The sequence below is a fragment of the Halopseudomonas sp. 4NH20-0008 genome (assembly GCF_057548395.1).
In genome coordinates, this window is the sequence record NZ_BAAJMD010000011.1 from 96,256 (window position 1) to 121,433 (window position 25,178).

The window sequence follows — 25,178 nt, forward strand, 5'->3', positions numbered from 1 at the left end:
AGTGGTGATGTTGCCATGCAGTGCTGCTGCGGGGTGGGCGAGCAGACTTGGTTGACTGCTCGGTGCGTGGCGCGAATAGCCCCAGAAGGTCAGAGCGGGAATTGTTCGAGGCGTTTGCCGTGCTCATCAATCTCAAGTACCCAGCCGGCCTTGTCCCAATCCCCCAGTACGATGCGCTCGGCGGGTTGGCCGTTGAGCATCAGGGCGTGGGTGGCGGGCCTGTGGGTGTGACCGTGGATCAGGCAGCGCACCTGATGTTTATGCATGACTTGGGCGACCTGACCCAGGTTGACATCGGTAATATCACTGGGCTTTTGCCGGGTTTGCGCCTGGCTTTCGCTGCGCAGCTTGCGGCCTATGGCCCGACGCCGTTTGAGCGACAGATTGCGCAGAATGAACAGGCTCACCGGGTTGCGCAGCCAGCGCCGCATCTTCATATAACCAAGATCGTCGGTGCACAGGCTGTCGCCATGCATCAGCAGTACGGATTCACCATTGAACTGGCGCACACAGGGATCGCTCAGCAACTGGCAGCGCGCAGCACGGCAGAAGGCCTTGCCCAGCAGAAAGTCGCGATTGCCATGCATGATGAACACCCGTACGCCGGCATCGGCAAGGCGGGCGAGGGCGGCGGTGACCTGATCAGCGAGCGGGCTGGGATCATCATCGCCGAGCCAGACCTCGAAAAAATCACCGAGGATATAGACTTCATCCGCCTTGGCGGCGCGTTCATCAAGGCAGCGCAGAAACGCCCGGGTGATATCCGGGCGTTCGGCTTCCAGATGCAGATCGGAGAGCAGCAGATAGCGCATTGCCGGGCGTTACTCGGTCAGTTCAGCACGTTCGATGATCACATCATCAGCGGGAACGTCCTGGTGACCGGCGCGCATTGTGGTTTTCACGGCCTTGATCTTGTTGACCACATCCATGCCTTCTACTACCTGAGCGAAAACGGCATAGCCCCAGCCCTGAACGGTGGGGGCGCTGTGATCGAGAAAGCTGTTGTCGGCCACGTTGATAAAGAATTGTGCGCTGGCGGAATGCGGCTCCATGGTGCGGGCCATGGCGACGGTGCCGATCCTGTTGTTCAGGCCGTTGTTGGCTTCGTTTTTGATCGGGTCGCGGGTTTCCTTTTGCTTCATGCCGGGCTCGAAGCCGCCGCCCTGAACCATGAAGTTGGAAATCACGCGGTGAAAGATGGTGTTGTCATAGTGTCCATCGCGGACATACTGCTTGAAGTTCTCAACGGTTTCCGGTGCCTTGTCGGCGAACAGTTCCAGGGTAATGACACCGTGGTTGGTATGCAGTTTGACCATTGTGGGCAATCCTCGGGCGTAAAAGGGTAAATGAATACAGCGATGTGACTTTGTGCGCGTTCAGACGCTTGACACTTTGCGGTATGATAAGCGCTTTGGCCATCATGGCCTAGCCATAATCCGTGACCGCGCAGGCGTCACCAGCAATGAGTCCAGCAAATTCTATGAACAAACCGGAAAGCACCGCGGCAGCCAATTTTCTCCGTCCGATCGTTCAGGGCGACCTTGAAAGCGGCAAGCACGACAGGATAGTCACCCGTTTCCCGCCGGAGCCGAACGGCTACCTGCATATCGGGCATGCCAAGTCGATCTGCCTGAACTTTGGTCTGGCCCGGGAGTTTGGCGGCCAGTGCAATCTGCGTTTTGATGACACCAATCCGGCCAAGGAAGATCAGGAATATATCGACGCGATCAAGAGCGATGTGCGCTGGCTGGGTTTCGAGTGGGGTGCCGAGCACTATGCATCGGACTACTTTGATCAACTGCATGACTGGGCTGTTAATCTGATCGAGACGGGCAAGGCCTATGTCTGTGATCTGTCGCCAGAGCAGGCCCGTGAATACCGCGGCAGCCTGACTGAACCAGGCAAGAACAGTCCGTTCCGTGAGCGCTCGGTGGCCGAGAACCTGGACCTGTTTGCGCGCATGAAGGCCGGTGAGTTTGCCGATGGCGTGCGTGCGCTGCGAGCTAAAATAGATATGGCCGCGCCCAACATCAACCTGCGCGACCCGATTCTGTATCGTATTCGGCATGCCCATCATCACCAGACCGGTGACAAGTGGTGTATCTACCCCAGCTACGACTTCACACATGGCCAGTCGGATGCCATTGAGGGCATTACCCACTCGATCTGTACCCTGGAGTTCGAGGACCACCGGCCGTTGTATGAGTGGTTCCTGGCCAATCTGCCAGTACCGGCACAGCCACGTCAGTACGAATTTGCTCGCCTTAACCTGAACTACACCATCACCAGCAAGCGCAAGCTCAAGCAACTGGTCGATGAGAAGCATGTCAGCGGCTGGGATGACCCGCGCATGTCGACGCTGTCCGGGTTCCGACGCCGCGGCTACACGCCAGCGTCTATCCGGCATTTCTGCGATATGATCGGGGTCAATCGGGCGGGTGGTGTGGTGGATATCGGCATGCTGGAATTTGCCATCCGTGAAGACCTGGATGCCAATGCCGCGCGCGCCATGTGCGTGCTCAAGCCGCTCAAGGTGGTGATCACCAATTACCCCGAAGGCCAGATCGAACAGCTCGAGCTGCCACGCCATCCCAAGCAGGATATGGGTGTACGCGTATTGCCCTTCAGTCGTGAAATCTACATTGATGCCAGCGACTTTGAGGAAGTCCCCCCGGCCGGCTTCAAGCGTCTGATTCCCGGTGGCGAAGTGCGCCTGCGTGGCAGTTATGTGATCCGCGCCGATGAAGCAATCAAGGATGCGGATGGCAACATCATCGAACTGCGCTGCAGCTACGACGAGAACACCCTGGGCAAGAACCCCGAAGGTCGCAAGGTCAAGGGCGTGATTCACTGGGTGCCAGCGGCCGAGAGCGTGCCCTGTGAAGTGCGACTATACGATCGCCTGTTCCGCTCGGCCAACCCGGAGAAGGACGAGGACGGCGGCAGTTTTCTGGACAATATCAATCCGGAGTCGCTGGTTACCCTGACCGGTTGCCGCGCCGAACCCTCGCTGGCCCAGGCCGCTGCGGAGGAGCGCTTCCAGTTTGAGCGCGAAGGCTATTTCTGTGTGGATATGAAGGATTCCAGTCCAGACCATCTGGTCTTCAACCGCACCGTCACCCTGCGTGATTCCTGGGGGCAATAATGGCATTGGAGATCTACAGCACCCTGAGCAAGACCAAAGCGCCACTGGTGCCGCTGGAAGATAATCACGTGCGCTTGTATGTCTGCGGCATGACCGTATACGACTACTGCCATATTGGCCACGCCCGGGTCATGGTGGCCTTTGACGTTGTGGCTCGGTGGATGCGGTTTCGCGGTTTCAAGCTGACCTATGTGCGCAATATCACGGATATTGACGACAAGATCATTCGCCGCGCCAATGAGAACGGCGAGGGTTTTCTCGACCTGACCGGTCGGATGATCGCTGCCATGCACGAAGATGAAGCGCGGCTCAACGTGTTGCGTCCGGATATGGAGCCCAAGGCCAGTGATCATGTGCCGGGCATGCATGCCATGATCCAGACGCTGATCGACAAGGGTTATGCCTACGCGCCGGGCAACGGCGACGTGTATTACCGCGTGGCCAAGTTTGTCGGCTACGGCAAGTTGTCCCGTCGCAAGATTGAGGACCTGAAAATTGGCGCGCGCATCGAAGTCGATGAGGCCAAGGAAGACCCGCTGGATTTTGTCCTGTGGAAGGGCGTCAAGCCCGGTGAACCAAGCTGGTCATCGCCCTGGGGTGAGGGTCGTCCAGGCTGGCATATCGAGTGCTCGGTGATGTCCAACTGCTGCCTGGGTGAAACCTTCGATATCCACGGCGGTGGTCCGGATCTGGTGTTCCCGCACCACGAGAACGAGATTGCCCAGAGCGAGGCGGCCAATGACAAACCCTATGCCATGGCCTGGATGCATGCCGGTGCGGTACGGGTTGATGGCGAGAAAATGTCCAAGTCGCTGGGCAATTTCTTTACCATTCGTGACGTGCTGGAGAAATACCAGCCGGAGGTCGTGCGCTATCTGCTGGTTGCCAGCCATTACCGCAGTGCGATCAATTATTCCGAGGACAACCTGAAGGAGTCCAAGGGGGCACTTGAGCGTTTCTACCATGCGCTCAAAGGGCTGCCTGAAGCGACGCCTGCTGGCGGTGAAGCCTTTGTCGAGCGCTTTGGCGCGGCCATGGACGACGATTTCAATACGCCTGAAGCCTGCGCCGTGCTGTTCGACATGGTGCGCGAGATCAATCGTCTGAAGGAGTCCGATCTGCATGCCGCTGCGGCGCTGGCTGCCCGACTCAAACAGTTGGCAGAAAGCCTGGGGGTGCTGCAACTGGAGCCTGAGCAGTTCCTGCAGGCTGGCGCAGTAGGGCGGGTTGATGCAGCCGAGGTGGATGCGCTGATCCAGGCCCGTCTGCAAGCCCGTGCCGAGAAAAACTGGGGCGAGTCTGACCGCATCCGTGATCAGCTCACAGCCATGGGAGTGGTGCTGGAAGATGGCAAGGGCGGTACCACCTGGCGCCTGGTTGATTAAACACGGCTCAGATGCCTGCCCTGAAATACTGCAACCCGTCAGCCTCTGACGGGTTGCAGCTCGACGTGCGCCTGTTTTTTATCTTCAGATCTGGCCAGTTATGACCTGTTAATTGGCTGCATGGGACCTGTCGTCCAGTTCTGGACGGGGCTATATTGGTTGGTATTGATAATAATTAAAACGCCTGCTCGGTATGCCCAAGGAGTCTTCATGACCAGCCTGACCCCCGCCAATCTCATCATTCGGCCCCGACGCATGGACTTTGCCTTGCCTGACCCTCTACCACGCTACTGGCACAGCAACGATCCGTTCAAGAGCCACTTTTTCAACGCCATGTCGGTATTATTTCCTGATGGTGAGCGTTTTTTCATCGATTCGGTCAGACATTACCGCGACCAGATTACCGACCCGGCGCTGAAGGAACAGATTCGTGGCTTTATCGGCCAGGAAGGTCATCACAGCCGCGAGCATATCGAGTACAACAACCGTCTGCGCGATCTGGGCTACGATATCGACCAGCTCGAAGTGCCGGTCAGAAAGCGCATCCGCTTTGTGCAGAAACACTTTGGCCCCGAGCGTCAACTGGCCGGCACGGTAGCCATGGAGCACTTCACCGCCATTCTCGCCAACGCCATGCTCAGTGATCCCAAGTGGATTGCCGGTGCCATCCCGGAAATGCAGAAGATCTGGCGCTGGCATGCCCTTGAAGAAACCGAGCACAAGGCCGTCGCCTTTGATGTGTACATGCAGGTATGCGGTGACCGCAAGATCCTGCGACGGGCCATGCGCCAGGCGACCTTCTTTTTTCTCAAGGATGTGACCAAGGGCACGCTGTACATGATGCGCAAGGATGGCGCGTTGACCCTCAAGAGCTGGTGGCGGGGCATGCTCTGGCTGTGGGGGCCGGGCGGCTTTTTCAGTCACCTGATGCGCGATTACCGTGACTATTTCAACGCGGATTTCCATCCCTGGCAGCATGACAATGGCGCCCTGATGAACCAGGTGGCGGAGGAGTTTGAAGCGCAGCCAGCCTGATTTGCTTGCGCGTCCTTGGTGTGTTGATATGTCCATGGTCTAAGCTGTGGATATAACAAAAACCAAGGATGCGCCATGTCAGTCACCCTGTTCGTTCCAACGGAAACGCGCCTGCATGAAAAGCGCGTAGCCCTCGTTCCTGCCGTTGTTCCCAAACTTGCCAAGCTCGGCATTGATATCTATCTGCAACCCGGAGCCGGTGATGCGGCGCGCTTACCCGATGCGCTGTATACCGATGTCGGCGTCACTGCAGATAAACCGCCAAGCGGGGTCGATCTGATCTTTCGCGTCCAGCCGCCCTCCATCGCTGAAATAGAAGCGATGAAGCCGGGCACCGTGCTCTGCTGCTTTGTCTATGCCCACCGTGAACTGCCGATTGTGCGTGCGCTGCGTGATCATCAGATCACCTGCTTTGCCATGGAGCTGGTACCGCGTATTACCCGGGCCCAAGCCATGGATGCGCTGTCTTCCCAGGCGGCTCTGGCGGGTTATTACGCCGCCTTGCTGGCGGCCACCAATCTCAACCGTATTTTGCCGATGATGACCACAGCCGTCGGCTCTTTACGTCCGGCCAAGATTCTGGTGATGGGCGCCGGTGTGGCTGGGTTGCAGGCACTGGCGACGGCCAAGCGGCTGGGCGCCATGGTCGAAGGCTATGACGTGCGGCCCGAGGTCAAGGAGCAGGTGGAATCGGTCGGCGGGCGCTTTGTCGATACCGGCGTCTCAGCCAGCGGACTGGGCGGCTACGCTCGGGAGTTGACCGAAGAAGAGCAGGCCAAGGTTGCCACAGTGCTGACCCGGCATATCCAGCAGGCCGATGCGGTAATTACCACAGCGTCGATTCCCGGACGCCCGAGCCCGAAGATCATCAGCAAGGAACAGATCATGGGTATGAAGCCCGGCTCGGTCATTATTGACCTTGCCGCGGAAGGGGGCGGCAACACGCCGCTGACGCAGCCGGGGGATACGGTGGAAGTCGGTCCGGCGATCATTGTTGCACCGCTGAACATTCCCAGTCATCTGGCCGAACACGCCTCCGAACTCTACGCCCGCAACCTGCTGAGTCTGGTCGGTCTGATGGTCAAGGACGGTGAGCTGAGCATCGATTGGGAAGACGAGATTCTGGCCGGGGCGGTACTGACCCATGCCGGTGAAATCAAGCACAAGGTTGCCCGCGAAGCAGCCGAATCGAGCGGGGAATAACCATGGACGCGACAACTACCATTACCGGCTTTGTGGCCCTGTACATCTTCATGCTAGCGGCCTTTACCGGCTATGAAATCATTGGTCGGGTGCCGGCTATTCTGCATACCCCGTTGATGTCCGGTTCCAACTTTATCCATGGCATCGTCGTGGTCGGCGCCATGTGGGCATTGCTGAATGCCGCCACGCCACTGGAGCAGGCCATCGGCTTTTTTGGTGTGCTGCTGGGTGCCGGCAATGCGGCGGGTGGCTATGTGGTGACCGAACGCATGCTCGAGATGTTCAAGGGCAGTGACCGGCGGCCCGCCCCGGGCAAAGACAGTCAAGCAGACAAGGAATAGCCCATGGATATCTCTCTGATCATTGACGCGGCTTACTTTATTGCTGCGGTGCTCTTTGTCTACGGTCTCAAGCGCATGGCCAGTCCGGTTACCGCGCGCTCGGGTATTGTCCTCGCCGGCTGGGGTATGGCGCTGGCGGTGGTGGTGGCCTTTCTCTACGGTTTTGATGTGAGTGAGCGGGCGCAGGACCACCTACCTGTCAACATTGGTCTGGTGCTTCTGGCCCTGGGGCTGGGGGTAGGCTGGGCCTGGTATAGCGGCAAGACCGTAGCCATGACCGACATGCCGCAAATGGTGGCGCTGTATAACGGCATGGGTGGCGGCGCAGCGGCAGCTATTGCCGCGATTGAACTGTTTTCCGGGAATGCCCAGCACCATGGTCTGGTCGTGACCGTGTTGGCTGTGCTGGGCGGGCTGATTGGCGCAGTCGCCTTGTCCGGTTCATTGATTGCCTGGGCCAAGCTGGATGGCCGGATGAACAAGACCATCAGGCTGCCAGCCCAGCAGTTGATCAATGCCAGCCTGTTTTGCGCGGCGCTGGCCACGGGGGCTGCCATTACCACCGCCGGTTTGACCGGCGCTGACGTGCCGATGCTGCTGATTGCCGTGTTTTTCCTGCTGTCATTGGCCCTCGGGGTGATGCTGACTACGCCGATTGGCGGTGCCGACATGCCGGTGGTGATTTCCCTGTACAACGCCTTTACCGGTCTGGCTGTGGCCTTCGAGGGTTTTGTGCTGCAGAACCCGGCGATGATCATTGCCGGTACTGTGGTCGGTTCAGCCGGCACGCTGTTGACCCTGATGATGGCCAAGGCCATGAACCGCCCAGTATCCAACGTGATCTTCAGCCAGTTCGGTGAGTCGGGAGACGAAGGCGACAGCGAGATTGAAGGCAGCATGAAATCAGCCGAGGCCTCGGATGCGGCGATCAGCATGTTTTACGCCGGCAAGGTCATTATCGTCCCCGGTTACGGCCTGGCGGTCGCTCAGGCCCAGCACAAGCTCTATGAATTTGTGAAGCTTTTGCAGAAGCAGGGTGTCGATGTGCGTTTTGCCATTCACCCGGTGGCAGGCCGCATGCCAGGGCATATGAACGTACTGTTGGCCGAGGCCGGTGTGCCTTACGACATCATCTATGACCTGGAAGATATCAACGAAGACTTTGCCCAGACGGACGTAGCCATCGTGCTGGGTGCCAATGATGTGGTCAATCCGGCCGCACGCACGCGCAAATCCAGCCCCATCTACGGCATGCCGATTCTCAACGTTGACATGGCCCGGCAGGCCTATGTGGTCAAACGCGGGCAGGGCAAGGGCTATTCCGGCGTGGAAAATGAGCTGTTCTACGCGGATAACACCTCGATGGTTTATGGCGACGCGCAGAAGGTCATGGCGCAGATGATAGAAGCGGTCAAATCACTGGGCTAGCCCGCTAACCCAGCTGCAAGCTTCCAGCGGCAAGTTAAACCCAAAAACCCGGTGTTGAGTCAGGGTTCTCTTGCAGCTTGAAGCTTGTCCCTTGCCGTTTTTTTGTTGTTATCTTGCCAAGGCATGCCATGGATCTGGTTTTTTGGGAGTGGCCGAGTTCCATCTCGGCCGAAGGTGCTGCGGTCGACGCACTTGGTCGAGATGGAACTCGACCTTCCCAGGAAAAGAGATACTTTCAGCTTCAAGCTTCAAGCTTCAGTCTCAAAAGCAAAAGCCCCGGCACAGGGCCGGGGCTTTGCTTTACTTGCTGCTTGAAGCTTAAAGCTTGCCGCTAGCGGTCAAGCTTGCTTCGGGTGATAACCGAAGATCGACTTGATTTCGAGGAAGTCCTCGAAGCCATGATGGCCCCACTCTCGGCCGATACCGGACTGCTTGTAGCCACCGAAGGGCGCGTTGTTGTCCAGCTGGGCGCCGTTCAGGTGCACCATGCCGGTACGGATACGGCGGGCAACCTTGCGGGCGCGCTCGAGATCGGAGGAGGATACATAGCCGGACAGACCGTAGACGGTATCGTTGGCAATGCGTACGGCGTCGTCTTCATCGGTGTAGGCGATGATCGACAGTACCGGACCAAAGATTTCCTCACGGGCGATGGTCATGTCGTTCTTTACATGGGTAAAAATGGTCGGCTTGACGTAGTAGCCCTTGCTCAGACCCTCCGGCAGACCCGTACCACCGGCCAGCAGGGTGGCGCCCTCATCAATACCTTTCTGGATCAGATCCTGAATCTTCAGCCACTGGGCTTTGGATACCACAGGGCCGTTGACCGTATCAGCGGCCTTGGGATCGCCGGCCTTGACCTTGGTGATCACAGCTGCCGCGATGGCAGCGACCTCGTCCATGCGGCTGGCCGGAACCAACAGACGAGTGGGTGCATTACAGGATTGGCCAGTGTTGTTCATGCAGGTCAGGACAGCATGGCCGACCATCTTCTCGAAGTTGACATCGTCCAGCAGGATGTTGGCGGACTTGCCACCCAGTTCAAGCGCCACGCGCTTGATGGTGCCGGCACTGTTGGTCATGACCTGACGACCGGCACCGGTGGAGCCGGTGAAGGACATCATGTCGATGCCGGGGTGGGCGGACATGGCAGCACCGACGGTGGGGCCGTCACCGTTGACCAGGTTGAATACGCCGGCAGGTACACCCGCCTCATCAAGAATCTCAGCCAGCAGCAGGGCAGACAAAGGTGCAACCTCGGAAGGTTTGAGCACCATGGTGCAGCCGGTAGCCAGCGCCGGTGCAACCTTGCAGGTCAGCTGGTTCATCGGCCAGTTCCAGGGGGTGATCAGACCACAAACGCCGATCGGCTCCTTGACTACCTGAGTGGTACCGATCTGCTCTTCAAATTCATAGTTCTTCAGGGCATGCAGTGCTGCTGCAAAGTGTCCGAGACCGGAAGGGGCCTGGGCCATTTGCGAGAGTTTGTCCGGTGCACCCATCTCTGCGGTAATGGCTTCCGCGACTTCACCCATACGCTTCTTGAATACGCCAAGAATGCGCTCGAGCAGAGCAATACGCTCTTCACGACTGGTTTGCGAGTAGCTTTCAAAGGCGTTGCGGGCGGCGGCAACCGCCAGATCAACATCCTCTGCGTTACCGAGGGCGATGGTCGCAACAGCCTCTTCGGTGGCCGGGTTGATCACGTCCATGCTTTGAGTGCCCTTGGGCTGAACCCATTGGCCGTTAATATAGAATTGCTTGTGGTGACTCATTATCGACTAGCTCCTTGTTGTACTGTTCGCAAATTTGTCAAACGATAGCACTCCCTGTGCCTGTTTATCAGCCATTTTATGATTTATCTCCATACTGTTTATGCTTCGGCATGGCTCTCGATGATATCGACAGCGTGACGACAGACGTGCGCGGGCGACAGCAAAGCCGACGAGGGTAGGTCGGGTTTTAACTGTCGACATGACCTGTTTGAAGCGCTTGCCTTATTTGTAACTGGGCATATTGAGGTGCTGTGTTCAGGCCGCGGTTAAATGCCTTTATAATGCCGCCGCAGGATTCCAGGTCTCTGGCTAATACTTGACTGAAATGCTTGGATATTGCATAGTTGCGACCACGTTCAACGGGTTTGGAATTGCCTATGCGTCTGACCACCAAAGGTCGCTATGCGGTAACCGCGATGCTTGATCTGGCACTGCATGAAGATCAGGGACCGATCACCTTGGCTGATATATCGCTGCGCCAAGGGGTATCGATTTCCTATCTTGAACAGCTGTTTGCCAAGTTGCGGCGCTGCCGTCTGGTTGAAAGCGTACGTGGTCCAGGCGGCGGTTATCGCCTGTCGGGCGGTGCGCAGGCTATCAACGTGGCGCAGATAGTCGAGGCAGTGAATGACTCCATGGACGCGACCCGGTGCCTCGGCAAGGGTGACTGTCAATCGGGCGAGGTGTGTCTTACTCACCACTTGTGGTCCGATTTGAGTAACCGACTGCATCAATTCTTGAGCGAGATCAGTCTGGCTGATCTGGTTTCCCGAGAAGATATCCAACGCGTCCGTTCCCGTCAGGACAAAACCGGTTGTGCCGGTAGTCTGACCAAAGAGCTGGAACGCATTATCTGAAGTGGCCACAGAGCCATCCGATTCAGACGACTGTCCCCTGGGCTCTGTCCAGCTTGTCGTCAGCCTGAAAAATACGCTCAGCGAAGCACCGATGTGTCGCTGACAGATTGAGGTGATACCGTGACTGAACAGGTCGAGAGTCTTATCAAACAAGACTATGCCGCTGGTTTTCATTCGGCAATCGAGTCCGATACTCTGCCGCCGGGCTTGAATGAGGATGTGATTCGCTTTATTTCCGAGAAGAAGGGCGAGCCTGCCTGGCTGCTTGAATGGCGTCTGAAGGCCTATAAAGCCTGGCAGGAAATGGAAGAGCCGACCTGGGCCCATGTGCATTATCCGGAAATCGACTTTCAGGCGGTATCCTACTACTCCTCACCCAAGAGCATGGCCGACAAGCCCAAGAGCCTCGACGAAGTCGACCCTGAGCTGATCGCGACCTATGAAAAGCTCGGCATTCCCCTGCATGAACAGGAAATGCTCGCTGGTGTAGCCGTGGATGCGGTGTTTGATTCGGTCTCGGTTGTGACCACCTTCCGCGCCAAGCTGGAAGAGGCTGGAGTGATCTTCTGCCCGATCAGCGAGGCCGTTCACCGCTGCCCTGAGCTGGTGCAGAAGTACCTCGGCAGCGTGGTGCCGCAGAAAGACAATTACTATGCCGCCCTTAACTGTGCGGTCTTTTCCGACGGTTCCTTTGTGTATATCCCCAAGGGTGTGCGTTGCCCGATGGAGTTGTCGACTTATTTCCGCATCAATGAAATGAACACCGGGCAGTTCGAGCGTACGCTGATCATCGCCGATGAAGGCTCCTACGTCAGTTACCTTGAAGGCTGCACGGCGCCCATGCGCGATGAAAACCAGCTGCACGCGGCGGTGGTAGAGCTTGTGGCACTGGATGGTGCGCAAATCAAGTATTCCACGGTACAGAACTGGTATCCGGGCAACGCCGAGGGCAAGGGTGGCATCTATAATTTCGTGACCAAGCGCGGGATTGCCCATACCAACTCGAAGATCTCCTGGACTCAGGTCGAAACCGGCTCGGCGGTGACCTGGAAATACCCCAGCTGCATTCTCAAGGGTGACAACAGCGTCGGCGAATTCTATTCGGTAGCGCTGACCAACAACTTTCAGCAGGCCGACACCGGCACCAAGATGATCCACCTGGGCAAGAACACCCGCTCAACCATCATTGCCAAGGGTATTTCTGCTGGCCGTAGCGACAGTGCCTACCGCGGACTGGTGCGAATCAACCCGGGTGCCGATGGTGCGCGTAACTATACCCAGTGTGACTCCTTGCTGATTGGCGACCGCTGTGGCGCGCATACCTTCCCCTATATCGAGAGCAAGAACCCAAGCGCGGTGATCGAGCACGAGGCCACTACCTCCAAGGTCAGTGACGATCAGATGTTTCTTTGTCAGCAACGCGGCCTGGACGCTGAAAAGGCGGTCTCGATGATCGTCAACGGCTTCTGCCGCGAGGTGTTCAAGGAGTTGCCGATGGAGTTTGCCGTTGAAGCGGGCAAATTGCTGGAAGTCAGTCTGGAAGGTTCGGTGGGTTAACCCGAACACAGACCAATCCCCCTATTTCATACAGTTATCAGGCGTTGAATATGTTATCTATCAAAGGGTTGTGCGCTAAAGTTGAAGAGAAAGACATCCTCAAGGGACTGAATATCGAGGTCAAACCGGGTGAGGTGCATGCGATCATGGGCCCTAACGGTTCGGGTAAAAGCACCCTGGGTAATGTTCTCTCCGGCCGCCCTGGTTATGAAGCCACCGCAGGCAGTATTCTGTTCAAGGGCCAGGACCTGTTGGCCATGGATACCGAAGAGCGCGCCCGCGAAGGTCTGTTTCTGGCATTTCAGTATCCGGTTGAAATCCCCGGCGTGAGCAACATGGAGTTCCTCAAGGTCTCCCTGGATGCCAAGCGAAAGCATCATGGTTTGCCTGAACTGTCCTCGGTCGACTTCATGAAGCTGGCGCGCGAAACCAGCAAGCGCGTCAATCTGGATGCCAGCTTTCTCAAGCGTGGCGTCAATGAAGGCTTCTCCGGTGGCGAAAAGAAACGCAACGAAATCATGCAGATGATGCTGCTTGAACCGTCGCTGTGCATTCTTGATGAAACCGACTCCGGTCTGGATATCGATGCGCTTCAGGTAGTGGCCGATGGCGTCAATGCCATGCGTGACGGTCAGCGCAGCTTCCTGGTGGTGACCCACTATCAGCGTCTGCTGGATTACATCGTGCCGGATTACGTGCATGTTCTGGCCGGTGGCCGGATCGTCAAGTCAGGTGACAAGAGTCTGGCTCTGGAGCTGGAAGCCAAGGGCTACGGCTGGCTCGAAGGCGAGGTGGCTTGAGCATGAGTGATTTTCAACAACAGGCATTGCAGCTGGCGGGCCAGCAGCAGTCGCCTGCCTGGCTGAATACGTTGCGCAAGCAGGGTGCTGACGACTGGTCTGCAGCGGCCTGGCCCACACGCAAGACCGAGATGTGGAAATACACACCCTTGCAACCGCTGCAGAGCGACTGCCCGGCTCAGTGGTCGGCACAGGTCCGTCAGGCACTGGACGGTATTGAGCTGATCGAGCTGGATGCCACACGTCTGGTCTTTATCAACGGTCATTTCAGCCCGACTGATTCCAGCCCGTTGCCGGCCGAGATGGTGCGTTTTGTTAACGCCGATGCAGCGCAACAGGCGGTGATCAACGCGCATCTGGGTCAGGTTGTGGACGCCAAGCGGCATTTGTTTGCAGCCTTGAGCAATGCCTGGACCGCAGACGGCGTATTGCTGCATTTGGCTAAGGGTCAGCGTCTGGCCAAGCCGTTGTATATCGTTAATCTGGCCACGCCCGGTGCCGAGCCGACTGTTTCCAGTCAGCGTTTGCTGGTGGTGCTGGAGGAGGGCAGCGAAGCCGAAATCATTGAGCATTATATTTCCTCAGAGGCACAGCAGAACGGCTTTATCAACGCTCTGACCGAAGTGGTGGTGGGCGCCAATGCATCCTGCCAGCACTACCGTATCAATCTGGAGCAGGAAAACCTGCTGCATGTGGGCGGTGTGCACGTCAATCTGGACCGCGATAGCCGTTTTCAGGGTTTTACCCTGGCCATGGGCAGTCGCCTGAAACGCATTGATTATCAGGTCAATCATCGCGGTCAGGGCGCGCATCTGGAGCTGCACGGCGTCTATCTGCCACGTAACAGCCAGTTGATCGACTACCACACCAATGTCGAGCATTGCGTGCCGCACTGCACCACCAATGAGGTGTTTCGTGGCATCGTCGGTGATTCTGCCAAAGCGGTGTTCAACGGTCGTATTCATATTCATCCGCAGGCGCAGAAAACCCTGGCACAACTCAGCAACAAGAACCTGCTGACCTCGCGTACCGCCGAGATCAATACCAAGCCGGAACTGGAAATTTATGCCGACGATGTGCGTTGCGCCCATGGTGCGACCATCAGTCAGCTGGATGAGACCTCGCTGTTCTATTTACAGAGCCGCGGTGTATCAAAGGCTGATTCCGTCAGCATGCTGAGCTTTGGCTTTATCAACGAGCTGCTCAACGAAGTGCCTGAAGTAGCGGTTCAAGACTACCTTCGCCCGCGTCTGGCCAGTCTGTTTGGCCGTGCGCCAGAGCTGGAAACACTCAACCATGAATGAGTTGGCAAACAAGCCAAGCCAGGTCCGCTTTGATCCAGAGCTGATCAGGGCAGACTTTCCGATTCTGCACCAGCAGGTCAATGGCCACCCGCTGGTGTATTTGGACAATGCCGCGACTACACAAAAGCCGCAGGCAGTGATTCAGGCGATTGTTGATTATTACAGCCAGGACAACAGCAACGTGCACCGTGGTGCCCATGCCCTGGCTGACCGGGCAACGCAAAAGTTCGAAGCTGCGCGGTCCCGCGTTGCCGCCTTTATCAATGCACCTGAGGCACGCCAGATCATCTGGACCAAGGGTACGACGGAAAGCATCAACCTGGTCGCCAACAGCTGGGGGCGCAGCACGCTCAAAGCGGGCGATCGGATACTGGTTTCGGCCATGGAGCATCATGCCAATATTGTCCCCTGGCAGATGATTGCGGCCGAACGCGGCGCCCATGTTGAAGCCATTCCGGTTGATGCCGCCGGCACACTGGATCTGGCTGCGCTGGAAAGCATGCTGGATGAGCGGGTAAAAATGGTCGCCTGCGGGCACGTCTCCAATGCGTTGGGAACCATTAATCCGGTCGAGCAGATTGTACGTCTGGCCCATGCGGCGGGTGCCTTGTGTTTGATAGATGGTGCCCAGGCAATTGGTCACTGGCCGGTGGATGTGCAGGCGCTGGATTGCGATTTTTATGTATTTTCCGCGCACAAGCTGTTTGGTCCGACCGGACTGGGTGTGCTGTTCGGCAAGGCTGAACTGCTGGAAGCCATGCCCCCCTATCAGGGCGGCGGTGAAATGATCGAAACCGTGAGCTTTGCCGGCACTACTTATAATCAGTTGCCCTACAAGTTTGAGGCGGGGACGCCGGATATCGCCGGGGTTATCGCCCTGGGTGCGGCGGTAGACTACGTCAACGGGCTGGATCGGCAGGCTGCCGCCGAGCACGAACAGGCATTGCTTGCCTATGCCATGGAGAAAGCCAAAGCGGTTCCCGGTCTGACCCTGGTAGGCACCGCGTCGCACAAGGCTGCCGTGCTGAGCTTTCTGCTGGAGGGTGCGCACCCGCATGATGTCGGCATGCTACTGGATCAGCAGGGCGTCGCTGTGCGAACGGGCAACCATTGTGCCCAACCCATCATGGATCAGTACGGCATTCCCGGTACCGTCCGGGCCAGTTTCAGTATCTACAATACTTTTGCGGACGTAGACCGCTTGTTTGAAGCCTTGGAAAAGGTTCGACAGTTTTTATAGGAGTCAGACCATGAGTGTTGAATCCTTCGACCCCGGTAACCAGGTCGTCAGTGTGACCCCGGCAGCGCTGGAGCATTTCCGTCGGCAGCTCGGCTCGCAGCCAGGCAAGTCGGTTCGCCTTAGCGTAAAAAAGAGCGGGTGCACCGGCTTTATGTATGTCATCGATATGGTCGAGCAGGGCGTAGATACTGACCTGCATTTCCGTCTGGATGAGCAGGTTGAACTGCTGGTTGATCGTGACAGTCTGCAGGTCTTGTCCGGCACCGAAATTGATCTGGTCAAGGAAGGCATCAACCGCCAGATCCGCTTTATCAATCCCAACGTCAAAGACCAGTGCGGTTGCGGCGAAAGTTTCAGTATCAATTAAGGCGCAGAAATGGAAAGACGTATGGTGGTAGCCCAGGCCGATTGTCCTGCGCGCCGGGTTCCGGATGGTACGCCGCTGACTATCCCCAAGGACACCTTTGTAACCATTACCCAATCCTTGGGCGGTAACTATACGGTGACCTACCATGGCCAGATGGTGCGGGTAGACGGTACTGACGCCGCCAGCCTGGGTCTTGAGCCGGAAATCCTGAGCTTCCCCGAGCCTACGGATGACCAGATTCACGTCGAGCAGGTGTGGGATGCCCTGCGCACCGTGTTTGACCCGGAGATTCCCGTCGATCTGGTTAATCTGGGGTTGATCTACAGCGTTGCGGTCGACCAGGCCGCCAAGCGCGTGGACATCAGCATGACATTGACCGCACCTGGCTGTGGTATGGGTCCGGTGCTGGTTGGTGATGTTGAATACCGCGTGCGTCGTGTGCCGAATGTCGAGACGGTCAAGGTTGATTTGGTATTCGATCCGCCCTGGAGCCGCGAGATGATGAGCGAAGAAGCTCAGCTCGAAACCGGCCTGTTTTTTTGACTGATGGATGCCTGCACATGAGCCAATTCGGTACGGATATCAGCAGCGATGATATTGTCGACAATCTGTCTTTTTTTGACAGTTGGGAAGACCGTTACAAGTACATCATCGACCTTGGGCGTGAATTGCCGGCCATGGCTGACAATCAGCGTACTGACGTGCATCTGGTGCGTGGTTGCCAAAGTCAGGTCTGGCTGGATAGCCACGCCGAGGGTGGCAGGTTGTTTTTCGATGCGGACAGCGATGCTTTTATCGTCAAGGGGTTGCTGGCTGTGGTGCTGGCCGCCTACAACGGCAAGACGGCAAAGCAGATCATTGATTTCGATATCGAGCATTATTTTGAGCAGTTGAATCTGATCAAACATCTCAGCGTCACCCGTGGCAACGGGCTGAGAGCCATGGTCAAGCGTATTCAGGATACCGCTGCGCAGCAATCCTGAAGAAAAGTGTCTCACATTTGAAACAGAGTGAAGACACTATAGTGGCGTCATGCTATTGTCGGTTGTTTATTCAGGATGTAGTGTGCGCTTTAGTCACACCATCCTTGACTGCCTGACATTAACGCCACTGAGTAGCCAATGCACAGTATCTGGATGCGCCTGAAAGGCGATTTTCAGCTATCCATCATTACGCTGGTTGGGTTTTGCTCCCTGTTCGGGATAACACCCTACACCATTTACCGCTTGCTCGAGGGCAACTGGCTGGTTGGGCTGGTTGACAGCTTCCTGGTCATCAGTACCGGCTTTGCTGTGGTCTATGCCTGGAAGAGCGGTGACACCATTCGTCCTGGTCTTTTTTTGGCCTGTATCTATTCCATCGGTGCAGTGTTGGTGGCCATCAACCTGGGTGTGAACGGGCTGTTCTGGTTCTATACCCTGATTCTCTTTAACTTCTTTGTTGTGCCACCTATTCAAAGTGCCATCGCGACATTCTCTGCGCTCTTGGCCCTCTGTGTCTTTGGTTACTTGCATCCTGGCGAGGTGTTCGAAAGCCATTACCAGATGACTTCCTTTGCCGTGACCTGTCTGATTGCCAGTCTTTTCTCCTTTGTCTTTGCCTATCGCGGCCGCCGCCAGCGCCGTCAACTGGTCGAGTTGGCCGCGCTGGATCCGCTGACCATGGTGGGCAATCGTCGCGCCATGGACAGCGAGCTGGAAATAGCACTGGCCGAGCATCAGCGTTACGGCACTGGATTCGGCCTGCTGGTCATGGATCTGGACTTCTTCAAGGAGGTCAATGATGTGCACGGGCACAAAGTCGGTGACAAGGTCCTGATCGAGTTTGCGCAGATTGTCGAGGCCAGTTGTCGGCATTCAGACCGACTATTCCGCATGGGCGGTGAGGAGTTCGTGCTTTTGCTGCCCAAAATCACGCGTGATGGGCTGGAGACGGCCGCAGAGCATATTCGCAAGACGGTTGCCGAGCAGCTGAAGACGCCAGCAGGTCCGGTCACCGTCTCCATCGGTGGTTGCCTGCTGGCAGGACACGCCAATACCGATGCCTGGATGCATCAAGCCGATTTATGCCTCTATCAGGCCAAGGACAATGGCCGCAACGGCTACGTCACCTGTTGAAACTGATCAGGGATAGGTGCTCTGCACGTTGCGATTGCCTGCCTCATCCAGACTGATTACCTGATAGCTATCCTGCCGGTCGCCTATTTCCATGCCTGGTGAGCCTACAGGCATGCCCGGTACTGCAATACCCAGCACGCTGGGACGCTGCTGCATCAATCGAATATCGGCTGCAGGCACATGCCCTTCAACAAAACGCCCATCGATTACTGCCGTATGGCAGGACGCCAGATCGCCCGGTACACCCAGGTGTTGTTTTACCGACGTCATATCCGTTTCCTCATGGTCGGTAACGCTGAATCCGTTTCCCTCCAGATGCTCAATCCAGGCTTTGCAGCAACCGCAGTTCGGATCGCGGTAGACATCGATGCTCTGGACATCCGATGCCAGGACAATAGAAGCAAACAAGCTGCTGACAAGGGTGAGTGAGGTGACGAGGCTTTTCATGGCATTTTCCTGAGTTTTCTTTGAAAGCAGGGTAGGTAGTCTGCAGCGATATGACAATGCTTTAAAAGTCTACTGGATGTAACGGATCGAAAGCCTGAAAAATTGCCATTAAGTATCACAAGCTTCAATACAGATCGCGTCGGTATCGGCCCTGGATCCGGATTGACTCTAATTGTTGCTCGCCAAGTAGTCTCTGCAGTTGCTGATGGACGCCTTGACCCATGCCGGCAAGCCGACCGCAGACCATGATACTGGCGCCCTGCGCGACCCAGGCCTGGAGCTCAGTGGCATGCTCTGTGATCAGCTGCTGCACATAGCGAGGGTGTTCTGCTCGGGAAAAGCACAGGTTCATGCGCTGTAGCAGTCCGGCATGTTGCAGGGCTTCAAGTTCGCTCTGCAGTAACCGGTCATGCTGCGGATGACGCTCTCCAAACAGCAACCAATTATTTTTCTGGCCCAACGCGATACCTTGCAACAGATGGCCGCGAAGCCCCGCCAGACCAGTACCTGCGCCAATCAGAATCAAGGGCTTGTCCGCTTCGGACAGGTGAAATCCGGGATTACTGCGCACCCGTAGGGAAACCGTGCTGCCGATCCCGGCCTGCAAGCACAACCAGCCCGAGACACGCCCAGGTCTGCCATCCGGATAGCGCACCAAACGCACCAGCAACTCAATCGCCTTGGCGCTGGGCAGGCTGGCGATCGAGTAGTCCCGATGGACTGCAGATGGAGCGAGACTGCCCGGGTCTTGAAGCTGAATTTCGGCAATATCACCTGCGCACCAATCGGCCGATTGTTCAATGGGCATTAACCTGATCAGATAGACCGGGGCGGCATCGCTGGCGGGGTTCAGCAGAGTTCGACTGTCCAGTCGCCATTGTTGTCCGGCTTGAACGCTGTGCGTTTGTAGTGCGCCAGCGCCGATATCAGCCAATTGTTGTTGCCACTTGGACAGACCTGATTGATCAAGTCTGTCTAGTCCAATCCAGGGTGCCATGGCCTGGGCACCCTGGTGCTTTAGCCAGCCATCCAGGCGCTCGGCAAAGGCACAAAAATGCGGGTACTGGCGATCGCCCAGGCCCAGCAGAAGATAGCTCATGTGCTCGAGCTGCAACCTCTGGTTGAGCACTCGGGAACTGAAGGCGATGGCACTGTCAGGCGGCTCACCATCGCCATAGGTACTGGCAATGATGATCAGTCTGGAGACTGTGCTCAGCTGTTGTGGGGTTACCTGGCCCAGGGGCAGTAACTGCAGATCAGGATCAATGTGCTGTAAATGATCAGCCGCCTGACGCGCTAGTTGCTCGGCATTGCCGCTTTGACTGGCATGGCAGATCAGCAGGCTGGGCATGTTGCCCTGATCTTTTCGTCGTATGCCAGCAGCATGCTTTTCTCTGCAGCAGCGCACGTAGGGCAGCCATAAGGCCGCCCAGCCCAGCGTCAGCAACAAAGCAATACACCAGCGCATATTCTCGCTCAGGGCCATGATCATACTCAGGGCGCCAGTACTTCCAGTGTGCTGCTATAACTGGCACGACGGCGATTGAGCGGTGGCGACAGCCCCTCGCTGCTACTGTACTCGGCCTCCAGCCAGTACATGCCGGGCGTTGGCCAGAGGATCTCGACAATACCGTCGGCGCTGGTTTGCAGGTGCATGTCGCCAAGGTCATCGCGATAGCGGTTGCCGCCGGGAACGACAGTGACGTCCAGGCCGCTGGCTGGCTGTCCATCCAGCAGGAATTGAAAACGCGCCGGCTCGCCGGCGAACAGGTCATTGGGGTGGGTGACAGGCTGCAGCTCAAGCCCCTGGCCAGTAATGGTAAAGACCGATTCGGTCAGGTTGCCCGAGGTGACAAAGACCTCCATGCGGTTTTCTGTACGGGTAACTTCCAGCTGTTCCGCGTTTTCAGGTATCGCCTCAGCAAGCTGGTCCAACTCTCCCATCCAGCGCTGGCGTTCCCCGTCGAGCATATAGCTGGCACCCAATCTGGCTTGACTGGCGCTGGCCAGCTTGTAGGTGCCTTTTTGGGTCAGTTCAAGATCAAAGCTGCTGCGCAGGCGACCTATGTTGCCGTTGCGCGGTTGCAGATGGCTGCCATCGGGCGCGAGGATAAGCAGTTTGGCTGGCTGGCGCTGACGCCCGGCTGTTTCGCCCGGGGCGCCCACGCCTTCGAGCAGCATGGGGAAATGCTCGAAGTAGAACAGGTCGTTGGATATGGCAGCATCTACCGTGATCCAGGGCGCCTCGCCGGATAACACCGTCGCTGAAGGCAGCATCCAGGCCCGGTGAGCCTGCGCCTGCAGGGACATAAAGAGGGCGGTAGTCAACAGCATAAGGGTTATTGAACGATTCATTTGTATACTCCCAAGGGGGGCAAGTTCGGTGAGTTAGGGGTTAGGGGGTTAGTGCCAGTCGAACCTGGCCAAGCTCGCTCGTGCCCTGAACAGTCACTGTGCTTGCCTGGCTGGCCGGCCAGCTGAAAGGCAGGCGTAGCAGCTCACGACCACCCACCTCGCGAGCAGCCTCGACCAGCAGCTCGTAGTCCCCAGGGGGAAGGTCATTGAGCGGCGCGCTGTTGTGACCAAGGGTCAGTTCATGGATGCCAGGTGGACGGGTGGCCGCGCTGATGCCATCGGCGGGCAGTGTCAGACCGCGACCACTGCGGCGCCACCATTGGCGCAAGTCCTTGAGCCACTTTTCGCCTTCCTGATCGGCCATACCAAGGTCATACCAGACCGTGATATCGGCTACATGGCGTTGCTCCTGCTCAACCCAGAGGGCAACGTAGGGACGGTGGTATTCGGCAACATCGAGTCGAGGAATCTGTACTTCAATGCGCATGTCGGCGGCGGCCAGTGGTGTAAAAAGCAGCGGAAAACAGATTAAAAGCGTTCTTTGCATGGTGTTTCCTTTCAGTGAATGAGTAATAGGGCCAGCAGGACTGGAACCAGCAGGCCCAATCCGGTGATGGGCCAGGTCGAAGGACGGCTGGGCACCTGGCGTTTCAGCAACAACAGCCCGGTCAGGCTGAAGAGCACACAGACGCCGGCAAACAGATCAATGAACCAGCGCCAGGCCAGGCCGGTATGGCGGGCCTTGTGCAAATCATTGAAATAGGCGATCCAGCCACGGTGGGTTTCCTCAAACAGCAGGTCACCGGTTTCCAGATCCAGGCTTATCCAGGCATCGCCACCTGGCTTGGGCATGGAGATATAGAGCTCGGCAGGACTCCACTCCAGATCACGCCCCTCAAGTCGCGCACCAGTCTGTTGGAGAACAAAACGATCGAAGGATGCCGGTAGCCCCGTCTGGGTATCCGCCGTCATACGCACGTCCTCAAGCACGGGGACTGGCAGCTTGACTTCGATGGTCGTGGTAGTGCCTCGGCTTTCAATCTGTGCTGCGTGATTGAGGGTTATGCCGGTGACCGAGAACAGTAGCAGTCCAGCAAGGCACAGCGCCGAGCTGATCCAGTGCCACTGTCGCAGGGACCCAATCGTCAGGGTGTAACGCATGACTATCCTGTTCGTTGCAGGACGACTCCCGCTGGCATGCCGGCGGGAGTCGTCGCGCCATCAGAAGGTGTAATTGGCCGACACCCAGAGGCTGCGAGCCTTTTCGGTGACGTTGTAGTCGTTGCTGCAGGACCAGGTATCGAGGTTGCCGAGACCGTCGTAGGTTGGTTCGCAGTTACGTCCAGCCATGTCCCGATCAAACAGGTTGTTGATCCTGGCGTTGAGGGTCAGGGCATCCGTGGCGCGGAAGCGCGCACCCAGGTGATAGATGTCGTAGGACTTGTAGTACAGGGTCCGTGTCTGTGGCTGTGGTCCGGAGGTGGTGGCTGTGCCGCGGTAGCGCTCGTCACGTACTTCGGCTATCAGCGACAGGTTCAGACGTGGCGAAACATCCCAGCCGAGGGTGGCGTTGAACATGTGCTCCGGGGTATTGACCAGGGGCAAGCCCTGTTGGTCACCACTTTTCTGCTCGCTGTCGGTATAGGTGTAATTGCCGCTCAGCGATAGCGCCGGGGTCATGGCCCAGCGTGCGGCCAGTTCCAGACCACGTGTATCGGCCCTGTCAACATTGGTACTTTGACTGAAGCTGTTGTAGCCCAGCTCGGCCCAGCCTGGCCCTACGTCTACGCAGCCACTGTTGAGGTATTTGACGCCACTGGCGTTGTAGCAGTTCGGGACGCTGTCAGCGCGGGCAATCTTGTCCTTGAAACGGTTGTAAAACAGGGTTGCATTGATATTGAAGTTGTCGAGATTGTCGTAATAGGCTGCCAGCTCGTAGTTGGTGCTGGTTTCGGGCTGCAGATCCGGGGAGCCGGCCATGGGACTGACGCCCTGGCCACCAAATCCGACAATGCCGGGGTATAGCTGGTTGGGTTTGGGGGTCTTGTAGCCGGTACTGACACCGCCTTTGAGGGTCCATTGGTCGTTGGTTCGCCAGGTCAGATAGCCACGTGGGCTGACCTGATTGCCAAAGATGTTGTGGTGGTCATAGCGTGCACCGAGGGTCAAGGTTACCGCGTCAATGATGTCCCAGTTATCTTCAGCGAAAACGGCCCACTGTTTGTGGTCCTGGGTGGTACCAGACTCATATCCGGCACCATTCATGCCAAACACGCCATCTTCCATTTCCGCCATCAGATACTGCGCCCCCAGGGTCAGGTAATGGCGGTCAAACTGGCTGGTCAGCTTGGTATCAAAGATGGTGTTGCGGATTTCCAGTTCTCTACGCTGGCGAGGCAGAAACTGGGTTTCCAGTTGGTCGCGTATGGCATCGGTCAGACTGGGGTTGTTGCTACCCTGATCAACCACAGCCTGGTCCCAGATGACTTGCAGGTTTTCGCGCTCCTGTACGGTCAGCGGCAGGGAGCGGCCAAGGTTGCTGCTGGTGCTGCGGGTCAGGCTGGTTTCGCTTGTGCCCAGGCTCCAACGGCCGGTATGAGCGAGTACGAACTGTTCACGCTCAACCCGCTGATACTCGGTATAGCCGACCCGCGGTTGAATGATGCCATTGCGCGCGCGCCAGAGGCTGTCCGCCGAATCCAGGGTGCCTGTCTGGCCCTCGGTATTGTCGTAACGTTGTTTGGCCAGGTCATACTCGAACTGGAAGTCATGATGCTCCAATGCGGTAAGGTTGAGCGTGAACCCCGCGTTCCAGTTCTGTGCGGCGACGATTTTCTTGTCGCCAAAGCTGCCGCCATCAACAAAGGGTGTGCCGTCGCCGTTGACCAGATTCTCAACGCTGTAGCCAGGGTCGCTTTGCTCGCGGTCATACAAACTGCCGCGTAATCCAAGACCCAGTACCCCTTCAATCAAGGGGCCGCTGGCGAATAGCTCGGTTTTCTGCTCATCACCGAACTGCGAATCTTCCTGCAGGGTATAGCCCTGTGTTATGGATCCGCCCCAGTCGTCCTGGACTTTGCGGGTGATGATATTGATAACGCCACCCATGGCGTCTGCGCCATAGAGTGTCGACATCGGGCCACGAATGACCTCGATGCGCTCTATGGCTTCCATCGAAGGCATATACATGAACTGACTGTTGCCGAAGTTGTTGGGACCAATGTCGCCAATATCGCTTTGCCGCCGGCCATCGATCAGGACCAGCGTATAGTCCTTGGGCAGGCCGCGCAGGGTGATGCTGATATTCCCATTCTTGTCCAGATCGGCGCCAACATCGACGCCCTCGATATCGCGCAGGGCATCGGCCAGGCCGGCATAAGGTTTGCTGCTCAGTTGCTCTCGACTTATCACGCTGATGCTGGCGGGTGCATCGGTGATTTTCTGTTCATAGCCAGTGGCGCTGACTACGGTGTCTGGCAGTTTATAGTTGTCTGACTGTTGGGCCATGGCAATGCTGGTGGCCAGTAATGTCATGCTGCCTAGTGCAATGCCGGTTGCTGATGATCTCAACGTTTTGCTCATTCCTGAATGCTCCCCGGACCCGTATGTCGGGCTGGATTAGTATTTAGCTAATACGAATCATTATCATTATTGTGGTGTGGCGGCATTCTATGGACTTGATTGCGTAAGTTCCACGGCAGATAGCGCAACGTTGGGTTGCATAAAATGAAACAAATGAGATTTATTCGCAATTGATACTATTTATCATTAGAATTGCGCAGCAGCCCACTGTGCGGGTAGTGGCTAACGGCGGGCTGGTTT

24 protein-coding genes are annotated in these 25,178 nt (G+C 57.1%); 15 read left to right on the top strand and 9 right to left on the bottom strand.

Going from position 1 to position 25,178, the window contains the following annotated elements; genetic code table 11:
* Positions 1-89: 89 nt before the first annotated feature.
* On the bottom strand, positions 90-812 hold the full coding sequence (locus AC27HQ_RS12245) for a UDP-2,3-diacylglucosamine diphosphatase (RefSeq protein WP_487156453.1): 723 nt from the start codon (positions 810-812) through the stop codon (positions 90-92).
* Positions 813-821: 9 nt separating this feature from the next.
* A complete protein-coding gene (locus AC27HQ_RS12250; protein ID WP_487156454.1) occupies positions 822-1,316 on the bottom strand; it encodes a peptidylprolyl isomerase in 495 nt (164 codons plus the stop codon).
* Between the two features lie 164 nt (positions 1,317-1,480).
* Between AC27HQ_RS12250 and AC27HQ_RS12255 the strand changes: the two genes are divergently transcribed.
* The 6 genes from AC27HQ_RS12255 (at position 1,481) to AC27HQ_RS12280 (ending at position 8,537) form a co-directional block, all read left to right on the top strand.
* The gene (locus tag AC27HQ_RS12255) at positions 1,481-3,145 is read left to right on the top strand and encodes a glutamine--tRNA ligase/YqeY domain fusion protein (RefSeq protein ID WP_487156455.1); all 1,665 of its coding nucleotides are present in this window, start codon (positions 1,481-1,483) and stop codon (positions 3,143-3,145) included.
* Positions 3,145-4,530 carry a cysteine--tRNA ligase gene (gene cysS, locus AC27HQ_RS12260; RefSeq protein WP_487156456.1) on the top strand — a complete coding sequence of 462 codons (1,386 nt, stop codon included), beginning with the start codon at positions 3,145-3,147 and terminating at the stop codon, positions 4,528-4,530. Before AC27HQ_RS12255 ends, cysS begins: the two co-directional genes overlap by 1 nt.
* A gap of 210 nt (positions 4,531-4,740) precedes the next feature.
* Positions 4,741-5,565, top strand: a complete 825-nt coding sequence (locus AC27HQ_RS12265) for a metal-dependent hydrolase (protein ID WP_487156457.1) — start codon at positions 4,741-4,743, stop codon at positions 5,563-5,565.
* Positions 5,566-5,640: 75 nt separating this feature from the next.
* Positions 5,641-6,768: an NAD(P) transhydrogenase subunit alpha gene (locus AC27HQ_RS12270; protein WP_487156458.1), complete on the top strand. Its 1,128-nt coding sequence runs from the start codon at positions 5,641-5,643 to the stop codon at positions 6,766-6,768.
* Between the two features lie 2 nt (positions 6,769-6,770).
* Positions 6,771-7,109: an NAD(P) transhydrogenase subunit alpha part 2 gene (locus AC27HQ_RS12275; protein WP_487156459.1), complete on the top strand. Its 339-nt coding sequence runs from the start codon at positions 6,771-6,773 to the stop codon at positions 7,107-7,109.
* A gap of 3 nt (positions 7,110-7,112) precedes the next feature.
* On the top strand, positions 7,113-8,537 hold the full coding sequence (locus tag AC27HQ_RS12280) for an NAD(P)(+) transhydrogenase (Re/Si-specific) subunit beta (protein WP_487156460.1): 1,425 nt from the start codon (positions 7,113-7,115) through the stop codon (positions 8,535-8,537).
* Between the two features lie 338 nt (positions 8,538-8,875).
* Here AC27HQ_RS12280 and AC27HQ_RS12285 read toward each other — a convergent pair whose 3' ends face one another.
* Entirely contained in the window at positions 8,876-10,312 is a 1,437-nt protein-coding gene (locus AC27HQ_RS12285; protein WP_487156461.1) for an aldehyde dehydrogenase family protein, read from the bottom strand.
* A 377-nt stretch (positions 10,313-10,689) separates the two neighbouring features.
* Between AC27HQ_RS12285 and AC27HQ_RS12290 the strand changes: the two genes are divergently transcribed.
* The 9 genes from AC27HQ_RS12290 to AC27HQ_RS12330 all read left to right on the top strand — a co-directional run bounded on the left by AC27HQ_RS12290 (position 10,690) and on the right by AC27HQ_RS12330 (position 18,554).
* Entirely contained in the window at positions 10,690-11,169 is a 480-nt protein-coding gene (locus tag AC27HQ_RS12290; RefSeq protein WP_487156462.1) for an Rrf2 family transcriptional regulator, read from the top strand.
* A 120-nt stretch (positions 11,170-11,289) separates the two neighbouring features.
* On the top strand, positions 11,290-12,726 hold the full coding sequence (gene sufB, locus AC27HQ_RS12295) for a Fe-S cluster assembly protein SufB (protein ID WP_487156463.1): 1,437 nt from the start codon (positions 11,290-11,292) through the stop codon (positions 12,724-12,726).
* Between the two features lie 50 nt (positions 12,727-12,776).
* Positions 12,777-13,526: a Fe-S cluster assembly ATPase SufC gene (gene sufC / locus AC27HQ_RS12300; RefSeq protein WP_487156464.1), complete on the top strand. Its 750-nt coding sequence runs from the start codon at positions 12,777-12,779 to the stop codon at positions 13,524-13,526.
* Between the two features lie 2 nt (positions 13,527-13,528).
* On the top strand, positions 13,529-14,830 hold the full coding sequence (sufD, locus tag AC27HQ_RS12305; RefSeq protein WP_487156465.1) for a Fe-S cluster assembly protein SufD: 1,302 nt from the start codon (positions 13,529-13,531) through the stop codon (positions 14,828-14,830).
* Positions 14,823-16,070, top strand: a complete 1,248-nt coding sequence (locus AC27HQ_RS12310; RefSeq protein ID WP_487156466.1) for an aminotransferase class V-fold PLP-dependent enzyme — start codon at positions 14,823-14,825, stop codon at positions 16,068-16,070. The genes sufD and AC27HQ_RS12310 overlap by 8 nt, the downstream gene beginning before the upstream one ends.
* A 10-nt stretch (positions 16,071-16,080) precedes the next feature.
* The gene (locus tag AC27HQ_RS12315; RefSeq protein WP_487156467.1) at positions 16,081-16,437 is read left to right on the top strand and encodes a HesB/IscA family protein; all 357 of its coding nucleotides are present in this window, start codon (positions 16,081-16,083) and stop codon (positions 16,435-16,437) included.
* Between the two features lie 9 nt (positions 16,438-16,446).
* A complete protein-coding gene (gene sufT / locus AC27HQ_RS12320; RefSeq protein WP_487156468.1) occupies positions 16,447-16,980 on the top strand; it encodes a putative Fe-S cluster assembly protein SufT in 534 nt (177 codons plus the stop codon).
* A 17-nt stretch (positions 16,981-16,997) separates the two neighbouring features.
* On the top strand, positions 16,998-17,420 hold the full coding sequence (locus AC27HQ_RS12325) for a SufE family protein (RefSeq protein WP_487156469.1): 423 nt from the start codon (positions 16,998-17,000) through the stop codon (positions 17,418-17,420).
* A gap of 138 nt (positions 17,421-17,558) precedes the next feature.
* Complete coding sequence (locus AC27HQ_RS12330; protein WP_487156470.1) at positions 17,559-18,554, top strand: GGDEF domain-containing protein; 996 nt, start codon at positions 17,559-17,561, stop codon at positions 18,552-18,554.
* Between the two features lie 6 nt (positions 18,555-18,560).
* Here AC27HQ_RS12330 and AC27HQ_RS12335 read toward each other — a convergent pair whose 3' ends face one another.
* The 6 genes from AC27HQ_RS12335 to AC27HQ_RS12360 all read right to left on the bottom strand — a co-directional run bounded on the left by AC27HQ_RS12335 (position 18,561) and on the right by AC27HQ_RS12360 (position 24,938).
* Positions 18,561-19,001 carry a DUF411 domain-containing protein gene (locus AC27HQ_RS12335; RefSeq protein ID WP_487156471.1) on the bottom strand — a complete coding sequence of 147 codons (441 nt, stop codon included), beginning with the start codon at positions 18,999-19,001 and terminating at the stop codon, positions 18,561-18,563.
* 124 nt (positions 19,002-19,125) lie between these two features.
* Positions 19,126-20,493, bottom strand: a complete 1,368-nt coding sequence (locus AC27HQ_RS12340; RefSeq protein WP_487156472.1) for a sulfite reductase subunit alpha — start codon at positions 20,491-20,493, stop codon at positions 19,126-19,128.
* A 2-nt stretch (positions 20,494-20,495) separates the two neighbouring features.
* Positions 20,496-21,356 (bottom strand): DUF4198 domain-containing protein, encoded by an 861-nt coding sequence (locus AC27HQ_RS12345; RefSeq protein ID WP_487156473.1) that lies wholly within the window; start codon positions 21,354-21,356, stop codon positions 20,496-20,498.
* A 40-nt stretch (positions 21,357-21,396) separates the two neighbouring features.
* Positions 21,397-21,903, bottom strand: coding sequence for a DUF2271 domain-containing protein (locus tag AC27HQ_RS12350; RefSeq protein ID WP_487156474.1), 507 nt, complete (start codon positions 21,901-21,903; stop codon positions 21,397-21,399).
* Positions 21,904-21,914: 11 nt separating this feature from the next.
* Positions 21,915-22,517: a PepSY-associated TM helix domain-containing protein gene (locus AC27HQ_RS12355; protein WP_487156475.1), complete on the bottom strand. Its 603-nt coding sequence runs from the start codon at positions 22,515-22,517 to the stop codon at positions 21,915-21,917.
* A gap of 60 nt (positions 22,518-22,577) precedes the next feature.
* Positions 22,578-24,938, bottom strand: a complete 2,361-nt coding sequence (locus AC27HQ_RS12360; protein ID WP_487156476.1) for a TonB-dependent receptor domain-containing protein — start codon at positions 24,936-24,938, stop codon at positions 22,578-22,580.
* Between the last annotated feature and the right edge of the window lie 240 nt (positions 24,939-25,178).